This is a genomic window from Aeromicrobium sp. 10G20-16 (assembly GCF_055809665.1).
The window spans coordinates 393,666-411,195 of record NZ_CM147919.1; the positions used below are offsets into that span (position 1 = coordinate 393,666).

Annotated in this window: 20 protein-coding genes; 12 read left to right on the forward strand and 8 right to left on the reverse strand. The window is 69.9% G+C overall.

The window, feature by feature from the left end; translation table 11 throughout:
• Positions 1-48 precede the first annotated feature (48 nt).
• A complete protein-coding gene (gene gcvP / locus AC0L5F_RS01985; protein ID WP_473314932.1) occupies positions 49-2,898 on the forward strand; it encodes an aminomethyl-transferring glycine dehydrogenase in 2,850 nt (949 codons plus the stop codon).
• Positions 2,899-2,931: 33 nt separating this feature from the next.
• Here the strand turns inward: gcvP and AC0L5F_RS01990 are convergent, their stop codons facing one another.
• Positions 2,932-3,699: an alpha/beta fold hydrolase gene (locus AC0L5F_RS01990; protein WP_473314933.1), complete on the reverse strand. Its 768-nt coding sequence runs from the start codon at positions 3,697-3,699 to the stop codon at positions 2,932-2,934.
• A 34-nt stretch (positions 3,700-3,733) separates the two neighbouring features.
• Between AC0L5F_RS01990 and AC0L5F_RS01995 the strand changes: the two genes are divergently transcribed.
• The 3 genes from AC0L5F_RS01995 to AC0L5F_RS02005 are packed head-to-tail and all read left to right on the forward strand — an operon-like array spanning position 3,734 to position 5,579.
• Positions 3,734-4,378, forward strand: a complete 645-nt coding sequence (locus AC0L5F_RS01995; protein ID WP_473314934.1) for a hypothetical protein — start codon at positions 3,734-3,736, stop codon at positions 4,376-4,378.
• Positions 4,375-4,950, forward strand: a complete 576-nt coding sequence (locus AC0L5F_RS02000; protein WP_473314935.1) for a hypothetical protein — start codon at positions 4,375-4,377, stop codon at positions 4,948-4,950. The genes AC0L5F_RS01995 and AC0L5F_RS02000 overlap by 4 nt, the downstream gene beginning before the upstream one ends.
• Positions 4,947-5,579: a hypothetical protein gene (locus tag AC0L5F_RS02005; RefSeq protein ID WP_473314936.1), complete on the forward strand. Its 633-nt coding sequence runs from the start codon at positions 4,947-4,949 to the stop codon at positions 5,577-5,579. The genes AC0L5F_RS02000 and AC0L5F_RS02005 overlap by 4 nt, the downstream gene beginning before the upstream one ends.
• Here AC0L5F_RS02005 and AC0L5F_RS02010 read toward each other — a convergent pair.
• Genes AC0L5F_RS02010 through sigK form a run of 3 tightly spaced genes read right to left on the reverse strand, consistent with a single transcriptional unit; the run spans position 5,555 to position 8,135 of the window.
• Entirely contained in the window at positions 5,555-6,820 is a 1,266-nt protein-coding gene (locus AC0L5F_RS02010) for a hypothetical protein (protein WP_473314937.1), read from the reverse strand. The two genes, AC0L5F_RS02005 and AC0L5F_RS02010, sit on opposite strands and share 25 nt — an antisense overlap.
• Positions 6,821-6,852: 32 nt before the next feature.
• Positions 6,853-7,548: an anti-sigma factor gene (locus tag AC0L5F_RS02015; RefSeq protein WP_473314938.1), complete on the reverse strand. Its 696-nt coding sequence runs from the start codon at positions 7,546-7,548 to the stop codon at positions 6,853-6,855.
• Positions 7,545-8,135, reverse strand: a complete 591-nt coding sequence (gene sigK / locus AC0L5F_RS02020; protein ID WP_473314939.1) for an ECF RNA polymerase sigma factor SigK — start codon at positions 8,133-8,135, stop codon at positions 7,545-7,547. Before sigK ends, AC0L5F_RS02015 begins: the two co-directional genes overlap by 4 nt.
• A 165-nt stretch (positions 8,136-8,300) precedes the next feature.
• On the opposite strand from sigK, the gene AC0L5F_RS02025 reads away from it, so the two are divergent.
• From AC0L5F_RS02025 to AC0L5F_RS02055, 7 genes are all read left to right on the forward strand, one after another.
• A complete protein-coding gene (locus tag AC0L5F_RS02025) occupies positions 8,301-9,479 on the forward strand; it encodes an acyl-CoA dehydrogenase family protein (RefSeq protein ID WP_473314940.1) in 1,179 nt (392 codons plus the stop codon).
• Positions 9,480-9,496: 17 nt separating this feature from the next.
• Positions 9,497-10,138: an alpha/beta hydrolase gene (locus tag AC0L5F_RS02030; RefSeq protein ID WP_473314941.1), complete on the forward strand. Its 642-nt coding sequence runs from the start codon at positions 9,497-9,499 to the stop codon at positions 10,136-10,138.
• Positions 10,135-10,500, forward strand: coding sequence for a hypothetical protein (locus AC0L5F_RS02035; RefSeq protein ID WP_473314942.1), 366 nt, complete (start codon positions 10,135-10,137; stop codon positions 10,498-10,500). The genes AC0L5F_RS02030 and AC0L5F_RS02035 overlap by 4 nt, the downstream gene beginning before the upstream one ends.
• A complete protein-coding gene (locus AC0L5F_RS02040; protein WP_473314943.1) occupies positions 10,493-10,888 on the forward strand; it encodes a hypothetical protein in 396 nt (131 codons plus the stop codon). The genes AC0L5F_RS02035 and AC0L5F_RS02040 overlap by 8 nt, the downstream gene beginning before the upstream one ends.
• 330 nt (positions 10,889-11,218) lie before the next feature.
• Positions 11,219-12,391 carry an RtcB family protein gene (locus AC0L5F_RS02045; protein ID WP_473314944.1) on the forward strand — a complete coding sequence of 391 codons (1,173 nt, stop codon included), beginning with the start codon at positions 11,219-11,221 and terminating at the stop codon, positions 12,389-12,391.
• Positions 12,392-12,490: 99 nt separating this feature from the next.
• Complete coding sequence (locus AC0L5F_RS02050) at positions 12,491-12,634, forward strand: GPGG-motif small membrane protein (protein ID WP_473314945.1); 144 nt, start codon at positions 12,491-12,493, stop codon at positions 12,632-12,634.
• 35 nt (positions 12,635-12,669) lie between these two features.
• The gene (locus tag AC0L5F_RS02055; protein WP_473314946.1) at positions 12,670-13,293 is read left to right on the forward strand and encodes an L-threonylcarbamoyladenylate synthase; all 624 of its coding nucleotides are present in this window, start codon (positions 12,670-12,672) and stop codon (positions 13,291-13,293) included.
• A gap of 31 nt (positions 13,294-13,324) precedes the next feature.
• Here the strand turns inward: AC0L5F_RS02055 and AC0L5F_RS02060 are convergent, their stop codons facing one another.
• Both AC0L5F_RS02060 and AC0L5F_RS02065 read right to left on the reverse strand, forming a co-directional pair.
• Positions 13,325-14,236: a DNA-3-methyladenine glycosylase family protein gene (locus AC0L5F_RS02060; RefSeq protein WP_473314947.1), complete on the reverse strand. Its 912-nt coding sequence runs from the start codon at positions 14,234-14,236 to the stop codon at positions 13,325-13,327.
• Positions 14,233-14,793: a DnaJ family domain-containing protein gene (locus AC0L5F_RS02065; RefSeq protein ID WP_473314948.1), complete on the reverse strand. Its 561-nt coding sequence runs from the start codon at positions 14,791-14,793 to the stop codon at positions 14,233-14,235. Before AC0L5F_RS02065 ends, AC0L5F_RS02060 begins: the two co-directional genes overlap by 4 nt.
• 68 nt (positions 14,794-14,861) lie before the next feature.
• On the opposite strand from AC0L5F_RS02065, the gene AC0L5F_RS02070 reads away from it, so the two are divergent.
• Entirely contained in the window at positions 14,862-15,554 is a 693-nt protein-coding gene (locus tag AC0L5F_RS02070; protein WP_473314949.1) for an aquaporin, read from the forward strand.
• A gap of 10 nt (positions 15,555-15,564) precedes the next feature.
• On the opposite strand, the gene AC0L5F_RS02075 is transcribed toward AC0L5F_RS02070, so the two are convergent.
• Positions 15,565-16,740 carry an MFS transporter gene (locus AC0L5F_RS02075; RefSeq protein ID WP_473314950.1) on the reverse strand — a complete coding sequence of 392 codons (1,176 nt, stop codon included), beginning with the start codon at positions 16,738-16,740 and terminating at the stop codon, positions 15,565-15,567.
• Positions 16,737-17,525 (reverse strand): alpha/beta fold hydrolase, encoded by a 789-nt coding sequence (locus tag AC0L5F_RS02080; RefSeq protein ID WP_473314951.1) that lies wholly within the window; start codon positions 17,523-17,525, stop codon positions 16,737-16,739. Before AC0L5F_RS02080 ends, AC0L5F_RS02075 begins: the two co-directional genes overlap by 4 nt.
• Positions 17,526-17,530: the final 5 nt, after the last annotated feature.

The window sequence follows — 17,530 nt, forward strand, 5'->3', positions numbered from 1 at the left end:
ACAGAAGGGGAGGGACACCGCCCGTCGTCGACCCCGGGAGTCCCCTCCATGAGCACCAGCGCCATGAGCAGCAGCGGCACGTCCGATCGTTTCGTCGACCGCCACATCGGCCCGACGCCCTCCGACCAGAGGCAGATGCTGCGCACGGTCGGCTTCGACTCCCTCGACGCGCTGATGCAGGCGGCCGTCCCGTCCGGCATCCGCAGCAGCGAGGCGTTGGGGCTTCCTGAGGCGCGGACCGAGACCGAGGTCCTGTCGACGCTGCGCGAGCTTGCTGCCCGCAACAACCCCGGCATCTCGATGATCGGACTCGGCTACCACCCCACGATCACCCCGGCGGTCATCCGACGCAACGTCCTGGAGGATCCCTCCTGGTACACCGCCTACACGCCGTACCAGCCGGAGATCTCGCAGGGCCGCCTCGAGGCGCTGCTGAACTTCCAGACGGTCATCGCGGACCTGACCGGCCTGCCGACGTCCAACTCCTCGCTGCTCGACGAGGGCACCGCCGTCGCGGAGGCCATGACGCTGATCCGGCGCGCGACCCGCGGCAAGGACGACCTGCCGATCCTCATCGACGCAGGCCTGCATCCGCAGACGCTGGCCGTGACGCACACGCGTGCCGACGCGCTCGGCATCGAGCTGGTCGAGGTCGACTTCACCGCCGGCGTCCCCGACATCCAGCTCGCCGGCGTCATCGTGGCCTACCCACGGTCGGACGGTCAGATCGGCGACCCACGTGCCGCGATCGAGGCGGCACACGCCCAGGACGGACTGGCCGTGGTGGTCTCCGACCCGCTCGCGCTGGTGCTCATGACGTCGCCGGGCTCGATGGGCGCAGACGTCGTCGTCGGCTCGACCCAGCGCTTCGGCGTCCCGATGTTCTACGGCGGCCCGCATGCGGGCTTCATGGCCGTGCGTGCCGGTCTGGAGCGACACCTGCCCGGCCGTCTGGTCGGCGTCTCGGTCGACTCCGCCGGCCGACCCGCGTACCGTCTCGCGCTGCAGACGCGTGAGCAGCACATCCGCCGCGAGAAGGCCACGTCCAACATCTGCACCGCCCAGGTCCTGTTGGCCGTCGCAGCGTCGATGTACGCGGTCTACCACGGCCCTGACGGGCTGCGTGCCATCGCGCAGCGGGTCAACGACCAGGCGTCGATGCTGGCGGCGGGACTGCGCGACGGTGGTGTCGACGTCCCCGAGGCAGGGTTCTTCGACACCTTCGTGGCCACGGTGCCCGGCCGGGCGGCCGAGGTCGTCGCCGCCGCACGTGCTGCGGACGTCCATCTGCTGCTGGTGGACCCCGACCACGTCGGGGTCTCGACCAACGAGGCGACCACGGCCGAGCACCTGCAGGCCGTGTGGAGCGCCTTCGGCGTCCCGCATCCGGAGCATCCCGCGTCGCGGGCCACGATGCCCGAGCTGCGCGACGACGCGATCCTGACCCATCCGGTCTTCCACGAGCATCGCAGCGAGACCCAGATGCTGCGCTACCTCAAGAAGCTCAGCGACCGTGACTACGCCCTCGATCGAGGCATGATCCCGCTGGGGTCGTGCACGATGAAGCTCAACGCCACCGCGGAGATGGAGCCGATCAGCTACCCGGGCTTCGCCGACCTGCACCCGTTCCTCCCCGCCGAGGACGCGACGGGGATGATCGAGCTGGTCGACACCCTCGAGCAGTGGCTGGCCGAGGTGACCGGCTACGCCGCGGTCTCCATCCAGCCGAACGCCGGTTCGCAGGGCGAGCTCGCCGGACTCCTGGCCATCCGGGCGTACCACCGCAGCCGGGCCGACGAGGCCCGCGACGTGTGCCTCATCCCGGCGTCTGCGCACGGCACCAATGCCGCGTCGGCCGTCATGGCCGGCATGCGCGTGGTCATCGTCAAGTCCAGCGAGCGCGGCGAGGTCGACCTCGAGGACCTCCGCGCACAGTGCGAGGCGCACGCCGACGATCTCGCGGCCATCATGGTCACCTACCCGTCCACGCACGGTGTCTACGAGCACGGGATCACCGAGCTGTGCGACATCGTGCACGCCCACGGGGGACAGGTCTACGTCGACGGCGCGAATCTCAACGCGCTGCTCGGTCATGCCGCCCCCGGCGAGTTCGGCGGCGACGTGTCGCACCTGAACCTGCACAAGACCTTCTGCATCCCGCACGGCGGTGGTGGGCCCGGCGTCGGTCCCGTGGCGGTGGCCGAGCACCTCGCGCCGTTCCTGCCCAGCCACCCGATGCACCCCGTCGCGGCCAGGCGTGACGGCATCGGCGCGATCAGTGCCGCCCCGTACGGATCGGCCGGCATCCTGCCGATCCCGTACGCGTACATCGCCATGATGGGCGCCCAGGGCCTCACCGACGCCACCTCCGTGGCGGTGCTGTCGGCCAACTACATCGCCAAGCGGGTCTCAGGCGCCTTCCCGGTGCTCTACACCGGCGACCACGACCTGGTCGCGCACGAGTGCATCCTGGACGTCCGCCCGCTCACCAAGGCGTCGGGAGTCACCATCGACGACGTCGCCAAGCGCCTGATCGACTACGGCTTCCACGCCCCGACGATGAGCTTCCCGGTGGCCGGCACGCTGATGGTCGAGCCGACCGAGTCCGAGGACCTGGCCGAGCTCGACCGGTTCTGCGAGGCCATGCTGGCCATCCGTGCCGAGATCGACCAGGTGGCCGACGGCACGTTCGACGCCGAGGACCACCCGTTGCGGAACGCCCCGCACACGACGCGTGAGCTGCTCGACTGGTCCCACCCGTACGACGTCGCCACGGGCGTGTTCCCTGCCGGGAGCACCGACGACAAGTACTGGCCCCCGGTGGGACGCATCGACCAGGCGTACGGCGATCGCAACCTCGCGTGCTCGTGCCCCCCGATCGAGGCGTTCGCCGAGTAGCCGGGAACCCGGGCACGGGGCAGGGTCGGGCGGTCAGGTGTCGTGCTGCGACGCGCCGGGGAGTGCGTTCCACCACGCGGTGATGCGGTCGACGACGACGTCGGGGTGCTTGACCCACGCGATGTGGTCGGTCGTGCCCCCGTCGGGGACGTCGGTCTTCCGGTAGGTCCAGCGCGTCGTGGTGGCCGGATCGAGGAAGCGACGGACGAACTCGTCGTTGGCGGCGCTCACGGCGAGCGCATCGGCCTGCAGCTTGACGACCAACGAGGGCGTCGAGATCGGGTGCGGCACCTCGAACGGGGGCTGACCGGTGCGCACGAATCGCGCCCACTGTCGCATCAGGGTGCTGGCGCCCGGGGCGCCGAAGAACGGCTTGGGCAGGAAGCCGAACAGGCGGGTCGCGATCGGCACGCTGAGCCCCATGAAGAGCACCGGAAGTCCGCCGTACGGGTACTCCTTGTAGTGCGGCACGCCGCCGCCCACGGCGACGAACCCGTCGCTGGGGGAGCGGTGCAGCTCGTGCATGGCACCGAGCTGGGCACCGAGGCTGTGCCCGAGCAGGACCACGGGCCGATCGGGCCGGGCAGCACGGGCTCGGGAGACGACGTCGGCGATCGCGTCGACCTCGGTGTCGTAGCTCCAGTCGTGGGCCCGCGAAGCGGCCGGTTCGCCGCGCTCGAACCCGCGGGTGGGCATCACGTGCGCCTCCCAGCCGCGCGCGTCGAAGGCCTCGACGAGCGGTCGGTAGTACCCGGACGGCACGGCCATGGCGGCGGAGATGACGACGAGCGGTGCGGTCACGCCGATCATGATGTCAGTCACTACGATGTTCGCCATGACGGGGCAGGCTTCTCGCGGAGCGGTGGTGCGCGACTGGTTGTCTCGTCGCTCGATCCGACAGGTCGTCCTCGGGGCCGGCGTCGTGGTGCTCCTGGTGTCAGGACTGTTCGGAGGACTCGAGCGCGCAGAGCCCGAGCCCCGCACGACCTTGGTGGCGAACGAGGAGCATCTGGCCGAACCGTTCGAGATGACCATCCGACGCGTCGTCTGGGCAGACGATCTGGGGGAGGGGTTCGAGCCCAGCAAGGTCGGACGGTTCCTCGTGGTGTTCGCCGACCTGCGCACCGACCAGGACCTCACGGTCGGCTCGTTCGTGGTGCGCGATGCCCTGCGACTGCGAGGCGTCGACGGTCTGGCGGCCGGTGAGTACGACACGGCGCTGGTGGCGAGCGCCGACGCCGAGCCGCGCGTCGTGGTGGCCACCGACCGTGTCGCGCTCGGCGAGGTCGGCCCGGGGCTCACCTACGAGGTCGCGTTCATCTGGGAGCAGGACGCCGCTCAACCCGTTCCCGACGAGGTCGAGCTGGAGTCGTTCACGCACGGATTCCGGCGCAGCTCGCTGGACGACCAGGAGGACTGGTTTGACCGCAGTCCCGATGCCGTCGGCACCTTCGCCGTCGAACCGTTGAGGGCGTCATGAGGTCACGGTTCGGCGTCGGTGCCCTGGTCGTGGCCGCTCTCGCCGTGGGGCAGTTCCTCAACGACACCCTGCCGGACGGCAAGGACGGCAGTCGCCTCTTCGAGCGCAACGGCGTGGTCGGACAGACCATCGCGATGCGGACCGGCGATCTCACCGTCACGAAGGTCGACGGCGCCACCTCGATCCTGCGTGAGCTGGGCTCCAGCATCCGCAGCCCCGGTGTGGTGCTGGTGGTCCACTTCGACTTCGTCCCGCGCGGCGAGGCATCGGGGATCTCCTACGGCCGGTTGGTCGACCGCTCCGGACGGACCACGATCTTCTCGGGGTTCGGGCAGCGCAACGACGTCGACTGCCCCCGAGCCCCGGTGGGTCTGACATCGTCGTGCACCGCGATCGTGGAGGTGGACCCGAAGACGCTGGCGGGCGCGACGCTCGGACTCTCCCCGGACTCCCTGGACCCTCGACACGACGACATCGCCGTCATCGACCTCGGCATCACGGCCGATGACGTCGCGCAGTGGAAGACCGTCGAGGAGCTGCCGGTTGCGTCCTACTCGCTGGGGGGACGATGAGCGGCCGGGGCACCTGGTGGCGCCGGCAGCGGATCGCCCTGCTCGTCCTGCCGGTCGTGCTCGTCGGGGCCCTGGCGGCCAGTGGCATGTACGTCGACGAGTACTGGTGGAAACGCGGCTTCCACGACGCAGCGCCGGCGGCTGCCGACGGATCCGTCACGATCTCCGACGAGTACGACGACGGCCGGTTGCGCTATCCGATTCGCGCCACCGTGCGGCTCGAGAGTGCTGAGCAGGTCACCGAGCTGCCGGGAGCGTACAAGCCTGCCGAGCTGCCCGACGGAGCTGCGCTGTGGGAGGTCCGTCTGGGCTGGGACGCGGATCCGGACATCTCGTTGTTCGGCTGCCAGGTCGCCCTGTTCGATCGGGACGGATCACGCTACGACGCCGGGACGCTGAGCTTCGACCCGGGAGCGCCGACCCCGACCTACGACTGCGTGCCCGACGAGACCCCCGGACCCCAGCCGAAGCCCGGCAGCGAGGCTGCGCCGCAGGTCAGCCCCGGCGAGGCTCCGCGCCCGCGTCGCTACTCGACCCGCGTCTACGTGCTGACGGCGGCCGACGCCGAACCGACGTCCGTGCGGGTGTGGTGGTTCCTGCCGCGCTACGCCGAGCTGCCGCTGACCTGAGCCGGTGCGCCCGCCCGGTCGCGATGACGGACGACTCGATCGATCGCCGCAGCGAGCAGGCCCACGAGGACCACGGTGTAGACGCCGTCGCGCAGCAGGTCGACGTAGGCGCCGAAGGCGATGGCGGTGTCGCGACCGGTGGGGCCGACCACCAGACGCCACAGCTCGACGGTCAGGGAGCCGGCCTGGCGAGCGACCACGAAGACGATGCAGAACAGCAGCATCGGCAGCAGCCCGCCGACCGCGAGCAGTCGCAGCCCGTTCGCCAGGCCCGAGAAGCGCCCCCGGAGGTCTGCCGTGGCCTCGGACCCCACGCGTCGAACCACCGGGGGGACGCGCTGGACGGTTGCGTGCACCCGTGAGGAGGGACGCTTGGGCTTCGGTGGTGCCTCGATCTTCTGACCGAGGGCGACGGCGCCGACGGTGAGCCAGGCGATCGGGATCAGCACCACGGCGTTGGCGTCGGTGAGCAGCGTCCCGAGCCACGTCGCGACTGCGTCGACCGGTGTGGCCAGCGGTCCGATCACACCGAGCAGCGCGGACCACCGGTCGTCGACCCAGTCCACGAAGCGTCGATCTCGCACCCACTGCCACGCGATGTCCTGGTAGCGGGTCAGCTGGCTCGCCAGCAGGAACAGCCACAGGACCTCCACGTAGGCCGCCACGATCCCGAAACCGACGTTCTTCGATGGCAGGTCGAACCGACTGATGAGGAATCGAAGGGCCAGCGCCACCGCGACGAGGGCGACCATCAACAGGCCGTCGGCGATGATCGTGCGGTCGACGTCGGCGCTGCCGCCGTAGAACAGGTCGGAGTTGCCGAAGATCTCGTCGTACGCGGCCGCGTTGACGAAGGCCCGCAGATCCTCCTTGAGGTACCCCTGAGCGGCGTAGACCGTCAGGAAGGGGATCAGGGTGCTGGCCAGCAGGGCCAGGTAGCGGTTGCGACGTCGTTGGTCGTCGACTGTCTCGCCGAAGGATGCCCACGGCAGGGCGTGCGCCACGTGACGGAGCATCAAGATGATGGCCGTCAGGGTGGCCATCGGAGCAAGCGGCAGCAGCAGGCCGGCGAGCGTGTGGTGAGAGTCGCTCAACGCCACCGACGCCCACAGCACCCCGTTGCGGACGCCCGCGCCGGCCAGGAAGATCACCAGGAGCGTCGGGAGGTGGACCACTGCCAGCCGGAACCCGACCAGCACGACCGACACCGCGTCGGTGACAGCCTCTTTCAGAGCATCCACGTGCAGATCATAGTGATCTCCACGCCGAGGCGTCAGACCGCCAGCGTGGCGATCGGCGGTGTGGTCGGCTGCTTGGAGCCGCCGGCCGGTTCGACCGTGACGGCGATGCGGTCCGCGGTGCCCAGGCCGTGCATGATCATCGTGCCCGACGAGGTGAACGTGCCCTGGGAGTGCGGCCCGGAGTCGTCGATCATCCAGAGCTGGTAGACCTTGTCGGCACCGGGTGCGGACAGGCCGTGGGCGACCACGACGGCCGAGTCGTTGCTGACCGAGGAGACCATGCGCATGTTGCCGCCGCCCTCGAAGACCTTGGTCTGGGTGTCGGCGTCCGGCGCACCGAGCACCGTGCTGATCGCGACGTTGCGCACGCTCAGGTCCTCGGCGCGCTGGTGCTCCAGCACGTAGCCGCCGACGCCGAATCCTCCGACCAGCAGAGCGGCAGCGACGGCGACGCGGGGAATCACGCGACGCAGGCGTCCCGGCCGGTCCACGAGGAGTCGGCGCTGCTGGGGCGTGCTCGCGATCTCGGCCATGAGCCGGTCGCGCAGCATCGGCGGGGGAGTCTGACGCAGGGACTCGCCGATGCGCCCCGCCGTGGCGGCGAATCCGGCCAGCTCTTCGCGGCAGTCGACGCACGACTCGAGGTGCGCCTCGAAGCGCGCCCGCTCGAGGTCGTCGAGGGCGTTCAGCGCATACGGCGCGGTGAACGCGTGCAGATCGATGGTCATGAGCTCACTCCCATGCAGTCGCGCAGACGGATGAGTCCGTCGCGCATGCGGGTCTTGACGGTCGCCTGGTTGGCTCCGAGCATCTCGGCGACCTCGTTGTAGGTGTGCCCCTGGTAGTAGGCGAGGACGATGGCTTCACGCTGGATGTCGGTGAGGCCGTCGAGGCAGCGGCGCACCTGCTCGTGCTCGAGCCCGATGGTCACGGTCTCCTCGACGACGTCGAAGTCAGGACCACCGGACCAGTCGTAGCGCTTCTCACGATCGGTGGCCGCCTGGTCGTGGCGGACCGCGTCGACCGCGCGGCGGTGCGCGAGGGTCAACAACCAAGAACGTGCTGAGCCGCGAGAGGCGTCGAAACGCGTGGCGGACTGCCAGACCTGCACAAACACCTCCTGGGTCACTTCTTCGGCCCGGGACGGATCCCGGATGATGCGACGAGCCAGACCGAACACGGCCGAACCCATCTGGTCGTACAGCTGCCCGAGGGCCGCCTCGTCACCTCGGCCGACCTGGGTCAGCAGAGCGTTCAGATCCACGGGTGCGGCGACGTCTGACTCGACGACGCGCAACTTGGCGGGTTCGTTCACTGGGCCGCCTTCCTGGGCAACTTGTCGTGGGTCATTCGGTGCTGCGGGGCCGGTGGGTGGGTCCGACCATGAAGTTTCGGCGAATTTCTGTGCCGACTCGTGCACCCGGGCACCCTTGATCGTAGTCCCATCGCGGCGTCTGGCCCGTTCAGATAGCGTGCGGCCATGACGTCACCTGCTTTCGACCCCGCTGACCCACTGGGGATCGACGACCTCCTGACGCCGGACGAGATCGCCGTCCGCGACTCGGTGCGCAGCCTGCTGGCACAGCGCGTCCAGCCGCACATCGCGACGTGGTTCGAGGACGGCGGCGTCGACGACCCCCGGGCCTTGATGAAGGAGTTCGGGTCGCTCGGCCTGCTGGGCATGCATCTGGAGGGCTACACGCTGCCCGGCATGTCCTCGGTCGACTACGGACTGGCGTGCGTCGAGCTCGAGGCCTGCGACTCCGGCATTCGCTCGATGGTGTCGGTGCAGGGCTCGCTGGCGATGTACGCGATCTGGCAGTGGGCGTCGGAGGAGGAGAAGCAGCGATGGCTGCCGGGCCTGGGAACCGGCGACCTGGTCGGTTGCTTCGGTCTCACCGAACCCGACCACGGCTCCGATCCCGCCCACATGCGCACCACAGCACGCAAGGACGGGTCCGACTGGGTCATCGACGGCACCAAGCTGTGGATCAGCAACGGAACCTTCGCCGACGTGGCCGTGATCTGGGCGCAGACCGACGAGGGCATCCGCGGCTTCGCGGTGCCGACCGAGACCCCGGGCTTCACCGCCAACCTGATCAAGCACAAGATGTCACTGCGGGCGTCGGCCACCGCCGAGCTGGTGCTCGAGGGGTGCCGCGTCCCGGCGAGCGCGATGTTCCCGGAGGTCCGCGGGCTCAAGGGTCCGCTCTCGTGCTTGACCGAGGCCCGCTACGGCATCGTCTGGGGGTCGATGGGCGCCGCGCGCTCGTCGTTCGAGTCGGCCCTGGAGTACTCGAGGACGCGCGAGCAGTTCGGTCGCCCGATCGGCGGCTTCCAGCTGACCCAGGCCAAGCTCGCCGACATGTGTCTCGAGCTGCACAAGGGCCTGCTGCTGGCGTTGCACCTCGGTCGCCGCAAGGACTCGGTGGGCCTGACACCCGAGCAGGTCAGCTTCGGCAAGCTCAACAACATCCGTGAGGCGCTCGACATCTGCCGCACGTCGCGCACCATCCTGGGCGCGAACGGCATCTCGTTGGAGTACCCCGTGATCCGGCACATGAACAACCTGGAGTCGGTCTTGACCTACGAAGGCACCACGGAGATGCACATGCTCGTCCTCGGCCAGGCGCTGACCGGCCAGAACGCCTTCAGCTAGCCGTGCCGGATCCGTCCATGGTCGATTCGCCCCACGTCGACTCCTACGTCCGGCTGGACCAGCCGCGCGCCAGCGTCCTGGTGCTGCACGGCGGCCAGGAGCGCAACACCGAACCGGTGCGCAACACGCACGCCAGCTGGTGGCGGATGGCGCTCATGGCGCGCTCGATGCGCTCGTTCGCGCGCGACCAGCGGCTGGACCTGGACCTGCTGCAGTTCCGCCTGCGCGGGTGGAACGGACCGTCGGACCCGTCGCCGGTACGTGATGCCCGTGAGGTCCTGGTCCGCCTGCGACAGGAACGTCCCGGCGTGCCGGTCGTCCTGCTGGGGCACTCGATGGGCGGCCGGACCGCGTGCCGCGTCGCCGACGACCCTGCGGTGATCGGAGTCGTGGGGCTGGCGCCATGGCTGCCCGAGGGGGAGCCCCACGCTGCGATCGCCGGCAGGTCGCTGCACGTGCTGCACGGCTCGTCCGACCGGTGGACCTCTCCGCGCTGGAGCAAGGACTTCGTCGAACGGTCACGTCCGACGGCCACCGCCGCGTCGTGGCAGTCGTTGCCCGGAGCCGGACACTTCATGTTCCGACGCGTGGCCACCTGGCGAACGTTCGCCGAGCAGTCCATCGTGCGGATCCTCGACGACGCGGGAGTCGGGCCGTGAGCGAGTCGGTGGCGTGGGCCGTCGCGCTCCTCGCCGTGGTGATCGCCGGGTACGCCGCGTGGCACACCCTGCGTGACCTGCCGTTCTCCAACCCGCTGTTCTACGCCGTGTCGGTGCTCGAGATCGGCCTGGTGGGAGCGCTCGTGGGTGGCTCGATCGCCCTGGCCCGCACCGATCGCGACGTCGACGGCGTGCTGTTCGTGTCCTACCTCGTGACCGTGGTGGTGATCCCACCCGCTGCCGTGCTGTGGGGTATCGCCGAGAAGTCGCGCTGGGGGACCGGCGTGGTGGTGGTCGCCCTGCTGACCGTGGCCGTTCTCGCTGCTCGTCTGCACGGAATCTGGGAGGGGACCATTGTCTGACGACTCCACCCGATCGGGGTTCGGCCGCGTGCTCGTCGCGGTCTACGCGATCTTCGCCCTCGCCGCCTCGGCCCGCTCGATCACCCAGCTGCTGACCAAGGCGGACGAGGCCCCGGTGGCCTATGCACTGTCCGCCGTGGCAGGGGTGGTCTACGTGATCGCCACCTGGGCGCTGGCGACGGGGCGCCGCCGGGTCGCCGTCGCCACGATCGTCTTCGAGCTGACCGGCGTGATCGCCGTCGGCATCCTGACGATCGTCGACGGCTCGTTGTTCCCCGACCAGACCGTGTGGTCGGACTTCGGGCAGGGGTACGTGTTCATCCCGCTCGTGCTGCCGTTCGTGGGGTTGTGGTGGTTGCGCCACACCCGGGAGGACGGGCATGCATAAGGCCCTACGAGCTCATACTTCGTAGGGCCGTCTCCAGCGTCTCCGATGCTCGAGCCGGATCCCGGTAGCGACACGCATCCCGCGCACTCGTGTACAGTCCGATCCCAGCCGTCCAGAGGACGGGCCGACCCGAGGAGACGCCATGACGTGGAACACCGCGCCGCAACGTCGCTCGAGCCTGCCCGAATTCGCCCGCTCCTACGGGCGTACCCGCGGACGACGCCGTTGTCTCGACGATGACTGAACCCTGTTCCGTCACCACGAGCCTGGCCCCGACCGCGTAGCGGTCGGGGTTTTTTCATTGTCACCACTCACGAGAAAGTCAGTCCCATGCAGCAGATCTCGAAGCGGCTCCTGAACTGGGCGTCCATCCTGGAGCCCGCGACCCGGGCGCAGGCGGAGGCGACCAGCACCATGCCCTTCGTCTACCCCCACCTGGCCCTCATGCCGGACGCGCACCTGGGCAAGGGCGCCACCGTCGGCTCGGTCATTCCCACGCTCGGCGCCGTCATGCCCGCCGCCGTGGGTGTCGACATCGGGTGCGGCATGATCGCCGTCCGCACCGACTACACCGGCCAGCAGCTTCCGGCGGATCGTCGGTCACTGCGCGAGGCCATCGAGGATGCCGTCCCGGTCTCGGCTGGTGGCTACAACGTCGAGGTGACGCGCGATCACACGCGTCAGCGGCTCGACGAGCTCAGCGCCGACGCGGTGTCGGCAGGGTTCGACCCGGTGGCGTACTCCGCGAGCTGGGAGCTCCAGCTCGGCACCCTGGGCTCCGGCAACCACTTCATCGAGGTCAGCCTCGACGAGGAGGACCGGGTCTGGCTGTTCCTGCACTCGGGATCTCGAGGCGTCGGGAACAAGATCGCCGTGAAGCACATCAAGGTCGCGCAGCAGATGTGCAAGCGCTGGTGGATCGATCTTCCGGATCCGGACCTGGCCTACCTGGTGCAGGGAACCGACGAGTTCTGGAGCTACATCCGCGAGCTGCGGTGGGCGCAGAAGTTCGCCCTGCTCAACCGTGAGGAGATGATGGACCGGGTGGTCACGTGCTTCGGAGACTGGATCGGCGATGCGTCGGTGGCCCGGGCCGAGCAGATCAACTGCCATCACAACTACACCACTCAGGAGTCGCACTACGGCAAGACGGTGTGGCTGTCACGCAAGGGTGCCATCGATGCGTCCCTCGGGACGCCCGGGCTGATCCCGGGATCCATGGGGACACGGTCCTACGTGGTGGAGGGCAAGGGCTTCGCGCCGTCGCTCAACTCCTCACCGCACGGAGCGGGCCGCGAGCTGAGCCGGACGCGAGCGCGGAAGACCTTCACCCACGACGACCTTCGGCGCGCGATGGGCGACATCGAGTACCGGGACACCGACGCCTTCGTGGACGAGATCCCGGGAGCGTACAAGGACATCGACGTCGTGATGGAGGACGCCCGAGAGCTGGTGCAGATCAGGCACGTGCTGCGGCAGATCATCAACGTGAAGGGCGACTGACGGCCCGCTCGGCGAGAACCCCGGTGGTTGGGTTCTCGCCGAGTGGGTACGTTCACCTCCATGCGGCCAGAGCCGCTGACAACAGAGGGAGACACCACCATGGCATTCATCCTGTGGATCATCGCGGTCGCGATCGCGATCTACGGCATCCTGCGGCTCGTCCGCGGCGACATCCTGATCGGCATCGTCCTGCTGATCGTCGCAGCGCTCGTCGGACCGGGCGGATACAGCATCTTCAGATGACCAGCAGCGCCTGCTGGGGGTTATAGGTTCGGGACATGGCTCGATTCATCGACATCCATCCCGACAACCCCCAGCAGCGCGCCGTCGACCAGGCGGTCGCAGTCATCGCCGACGGCGGTCTGATCGCCTATCCCACTGACTCGGGCTATGCGCTCGGCGCGCAGATCGGCAATGCCGACGCGCTCGACCGGATCCGCTCCATCCGCCAGCTCGACGACAAGCACCACTTCACGTTGGTGTGCAAGGACTTCTCCCAGCTCGGCCAGTTCGTCCACGTGGACAACGCGGTCTTCAGAGCCGTCAAGGCCGCCACGCCCGGCCCGTACACGTTCATCCTCCCCGGCACGCGTGAGGTGCCCAAGCGGCTGCTGCAGGAGAAGAAGAAGACCGTCGGCGTGCGGATCCCGGACCATCGCATCGTCCAGGCGCTGCTCGCCACGCTCGGCGAACCCATCTTGTCGACGACGTTGATCATGCCGGGAGCCGACGAGGCCATGACCCAGGCGTGGGAGATCGCCGACGAGCTCGACGGCCGCATCGACGCGGTCATCGAGTCCGGCGTCGAGGTGATCCCCGAGCCCACCACCGTGGTCGACCTCAGCGACGGCTACGCCGAGGTCGTGCGCGTCGGGGCGGGGGACCCCGAACCGTTCGAGTAGGGCCATTCGAGCAGGGCCGTGCGATTGGCGGTCAGATGCGGCGGTGGTCGACGCGCGAGTTGCGGGGACCGCGACGCTCGACGGTGACCAGCGGGCTGAGCTGCAGCAGACGCACCACGAGGCCGCGGTGCGGGCGATAGCGCTCGAGCAGCGCCGGGACCTCCTCGTGGGTGACCCGTTCGCCGGTGAGACCCACGCCGACCAGGTTGGCCAGGTGGTAGTCACCCCACGGCACCGCGTCCGGGTCGCCCAGCGCGCGTCCGCCCACTTCGGCGGCCGTCCATGCGCCCACCCCGGGCAGGGACCGCAGCCCGCGGTACACCGACGCGACGTCGCCGTGCGCGGCGAGCTCGTCGAGACGGTCGGCGGCACGCGCGGCGATCTGGGCCGTACGGTAGCGCTGGGGGTCCACGCCGGCGAGGTGCCAGTCCCAGGACGCGATGGCGGCCCACTGGGCTGCGCTGGGCACGACGTGCAGGGGGAGGGGAGTGGGGCCGGGTGCCGACTCCCCGAAGCGCACCAGCAGGCGACGCCAGGCTGCGAAGGCGTCGGCGCCGAGCACCTTCTGCTCGATGATGGCCGGGATCAGGGCCTCGCCGACCCGGCCGGTGGCGAGTGTGCGGAGCCCCGGGAACCTGCGGTGGGCATCGGCGACGGCGGCATGGGAGTTCGCCGGGGGAGTGAAGGTGGGGTCGGGAAACCACCCGTGCACGGCGCCGAGGACCTCGTCGGCGCCCGGGCCCCAGCTCTCGGCCTCGACCCGGCACGGTCCCGTCTGGCGCAGCCGGATCGTGGCCGGCCCGGACGGCATGCGGGTGGTGCGCCACACGTCGGTTCCCACGCGTCGTTGGCTCGGGTCGCCCGAACCACGCTGCAGCAACGACATCGAGCGCCACAGGTCGATCGGCGTCGAGAACAGGACGTCCCGGACGGTGCTGGTCACCGTCGCCACCGGCGGAACCACCCTCGTCGTGCGCGCTCCGAGGAGCGGTCCTCGTCGCGTTCCCGATCGACCCGCAGCCGCTCGCGACGACGCGCGGCCCACTTCTCGACCTCGTCGTCGACGTCGCGCAGCGCCGTGACGACAGGCGGCCCACCCTGCAGCTGACGACGGGCCTCGATGATCCGGCGATTGAAGTCCTCGACCTCGCGGCGCACGTCGGACTCTCGCGCCCACTGGTCCAGCGACGCGTCGAGCTCGGCGTCCTCACGACGAAGCGCCAGCGCGGGAGGCAGCACGCTGAGCTGCTCACGCTCGACCAGACGCTTGACCCACCAGTTGGGGTCGTGGGTGCCGTCGATCCCGCGCAGCGGCTTGCCGGCGCCTGGCAGGTCGTCGAACTCCCCGCGCTCCATGGCTGCACGGATCTGCAGCTCGACCCAGAGCGCCTGGTCGTCGAAGCGGCGTGCGGGCGCCTCGTCGCTCGCCTCCTGCTCGCCGGCCTCCTCGGCCTCGAGGCGGCGGCGGTACTCGAACTCGTGCCGGTCTCGCGCGCTCATGGAGCCCAGCCTATGGAAGCATGGTGACGAACGCCGCACGTCGCGGTGCCGCAGGAGAGGACCACGCTGTGAGGCGCGAGGCGTTTGCGGAGCTCCTCGGCACGCTGTTGCTGGTGGCGATCGTCGTCGGGTCAGGAATCGCGGCCCAACGGCTCACACCCGACGACGTCGGGCTGCAGCTGCTCGAGAACAGTGTCGCTACCGCGGCCGGGCTCGCCGTGCTGATCATGGTGCTGGCGCCGGTGTCCGGAGCCCACTTCAATCCAATCGTGTCGCTCGCCGCTGCCTGGTTCGACCGCGCCGACACCTCGAGCGTGGGGGAGCGACGACTCCGCAAGACCGGCTCCTTCATCGGTGCCCAGGTGGTGGGCGGCATCGCAGGCGCGGTCCTCGCCAACGTCATGTTCGGCGTGCCGACGTCGTGGTCGACCCGGGAACGCGTCGAGGTCGGCACGCTGATCGCCGAGGTCGTCGCGACGGCCGGTCTGCTGCTGGTGATCTTCGGTCTCACTCGAGGGGGCCGCGGCCACCTGGTGCCGGCGTCGGTGGGTCTGTACATCGGCGCGGCCTACTGGTTCACCAGCTCGACCTCGTTCGCGAATCCGGCCGTGACGATCGGGCGCATGTTCTCCGACACCTTCGCCGGCATCGCTCCGGTGTCGACCCTGCCGTTCATCGCGGCTCAGCTGGTCGGCGGGGTCGTCGGCGTTGCCGTGTCGATGTACCTGTTCCCGGCCTCGCACGAGGAGTCTCGTGCCTGATCACACGACGTCAGGGGCCGGGTCGAGGCACGCGTCGCGTCGCTGAGCCGATGACCACCAGCGGTGCGGAGGCGGCCAGCACGGCGCCGAGCAGCAGCAGGACCTCGGTGCCGCTCAGCGCGCGAAGCAGCAGGGTGGCCAGGTACGGTGCGGCGAAACCGATGTACGTGAGGCTGTAGAACACGGCGTTGACCGACCCGAGATCCACCGGTGCGGCCACCTCCTCGACCGTCCGCAGCCCACCCACGAGGATGAACCCGTAGGCGACGCCGAACAGCACGCAGGCGGGGAACACCAGCCACCCGTTTTCGGTCGTCACGGCGAGCAACGAGACCAGGAACCCGCCGACGCCGGAGCCGACGCCCACCAGCAGCGTGGACGTGATCGACAGTCGCCGGGCCACCGGTTGCAGCAGGATGCCGGTCCCGAGCGTCAGTGCCACCAGCACGCCCACCATCGCCACCTTCGGACCCGGAACGGCGACCAGGGACGGCACTGCGGCGAAGGCGATGGTGCCGCAGCCGAAGACCCACGGCGCCGTCGGCGCGACCTGCAGCAGGAAACGTGGACGGGTCAGCGAGTGACCCACCCGCGACGCCTCGGCCTCCACGCCCCGCATCCGCGCGATCGGAGGTTCGGTCGTGTTCCAGGCGATGACGCCGACCAGCACGGTGAGGACGAGGTGGGGCACGTAGGGGAGCAGGGTGGGTGCAGGCGCCCACTGGGCGACGATCCCGGCCACCAGGGGGCCGGTGCCGAACCCCGACGACAGCGCGATCGCCGCGCGCCGTGCACCGGTGCCGGACGGACCGGTGGTCAGTTCCTTGACCCAGGCTGTCCCCGGCGCGAACGCGGCTCCCGAGGCGACGCCGGCCAGCAGGCGTCCGACCAGCAGCAGCCACAGGTGAGCACCGCCGACCATGAGGACGACGGTGGCCACGAACGACAGCACCAGCACGGGTCTGAGCACCCGGCGTCGGCCGATCCGGTCCGAGATCGGGGCCACCAGGAGCAGCGCCGGCACCAGGCCGATCGCGTAGGCCCCGAACAGGGCGGTCACCTCGGCGTCACTGGCGCCGTCCTCGACCCGGTACACCGACAGCAGCGCCGCGAACTGGTTGGCGCCCCAGCCCACCGCGAACAGCGCCAGAGCCGCTCTGGTCCACGGAGGGAGGCGGGAGATCACGCCGGTGATGATGCCACGAAGGAGGCGACGATCCGGGGCCAGGTGTCCACCTCGGCGGGGGAGGACGCCGTGTGCAGCCGGCTGCCCTGCAGGAGGCCGTGCAGCATGCGGGCCGTGCTGGTCGGGTGCGACGGATCGTCGGTCCACGCGAGGATCAGGCTGCGCACGTCGAGAGAGCCGAGCGCGCCGGGGGAGGGCAGGTCGGCGAGTGCTGCGCCTCGCATCACCGTGGGCAGCAACGCCTCCTCGACGTCCGGGACGGTCTCGGGCACGCCCACCGTGGCCGGGGGACGAGGGGCGAGCCGGCCTGCGGCGACGAAGGCGTCCACGCCGGCGGAGGCGATGTAGTCGGCCTGGTCCAGGTACAGCTGGGCCTGTGATCGCCGGGACTCCCAGGCGGTCGGCGGAATGGCGAGCGTGAGTCCGGCGAACCGGCTCTCGTCGGCGGCCGCGGCGTGCAGCAGGGTCCCGGTGCCCATCGACGGGCCCATCCCGTGCACGGACTCGCCGGGGAAGACGTGGTCGAGCAGGGCGAGCAGGTCGACCGCGAGGCGGTCCCACCGGTAGTCCTCGGGATGCGGGCGGCCGGTGGACCGGCCGTGGCCGCGAGCGTCGTACCGCAGCACCCGAGCAGCGCCGGTGTCGAGCCCGCGCGCCAGGTCGAGGCGCAGCAGCACGTCACGTGCGCGGCTGGACGTCAGGCCGTGCAGCTGCACCACGGCCGGCCCGTCGGTGCCGGACACGTCGAAGTCGATCGAGGCGCCATCGACGGAAACGGTCGTCACAGGCC

Excerpts from the sequence above, each read along its gene's own strand:
- AC0L5F_RS02050 (WP_473314945.1), top strand. The coding sequence starts at position 12,491 with ATGGCATTCATCCTGTGGATCATCGCGGTCGCGATCGCGATCTACGGC.
- gcvP (WP_473314932.1), top strand. The coding sequence starts at position 49 with ATGAGCACCAGCGCCATGAGCAGCAGCGGCACGTCCGATCGTTTCGTC.
- AC0L5F_RS02000 (WP_473314935.1), top strand. The coding sequence starts at position 4,375 with ATGAGGTCACGGTTCGGCGTCGGTGCCCTGGTCGTGGCCGCTCTCGCC.
- AC0L5F_RS02030 (WP_473314941.1), top strand. The coding sequence starts at position 9,497 with ATGGTCGATTCGCCCCACGTCGACTCCTACGTCCGGCTGGACCAGCCG.
- AC0L5F_RS01995 (WP_473314934.1), top strand. The coding sequence starts at position 3,734 with ATGACGGGGCAGGCTTCTCGCGGAGCGGTGGTGCGCGACTGGTTGTCT.
- AC0L5F_RS02025 (WP_473314940.1), top strand. The coding sequence starts at position 8,301 with ATGACGTCACCTGCTTTCGACCCCGCTGACCCACTGGGGATCGACGAC.
- AC0L5F_RS02065 (WP_473314948.1), bottom strand. The coding sequence starts at position 14,793 with ATGAGCGCGCGAGACCGGCACGAGTTCGAGTACCGCCGCCGCCTCGAG.
- AC0L5F_RS02055 (WP_473314946.1), top strand. The coding sequence starts at position 12,670 with ATGGCTCGATTCATCGACATCCATCCCGACAACCCCCAGCAGCGCGCC.
- AC0L5F_RS02015 (WP_473314938.1), bottom strand. The coding sequence starts at position 7,548 with ATGACCATCGATCTGCACGCGTTCACCGCGCCGTATGCGCTGAACGCC.
- AC0L5F_RS02045 (WP_473314944.1), top strand. The coding sequence starts at position 11,219 with ATGCAGCAGATCTCGAAGCGGCTCCTGAACTGGGCGTCCATCCTGGAG.
- AC0L5F_RS02005 (WP_473314936.1), top strand. The coding sequence starts at position 4,947 with ATGAGCGGCCGGGGCACCTGGTGGCGCCGGCAGCGGATCGCCCTGCTC.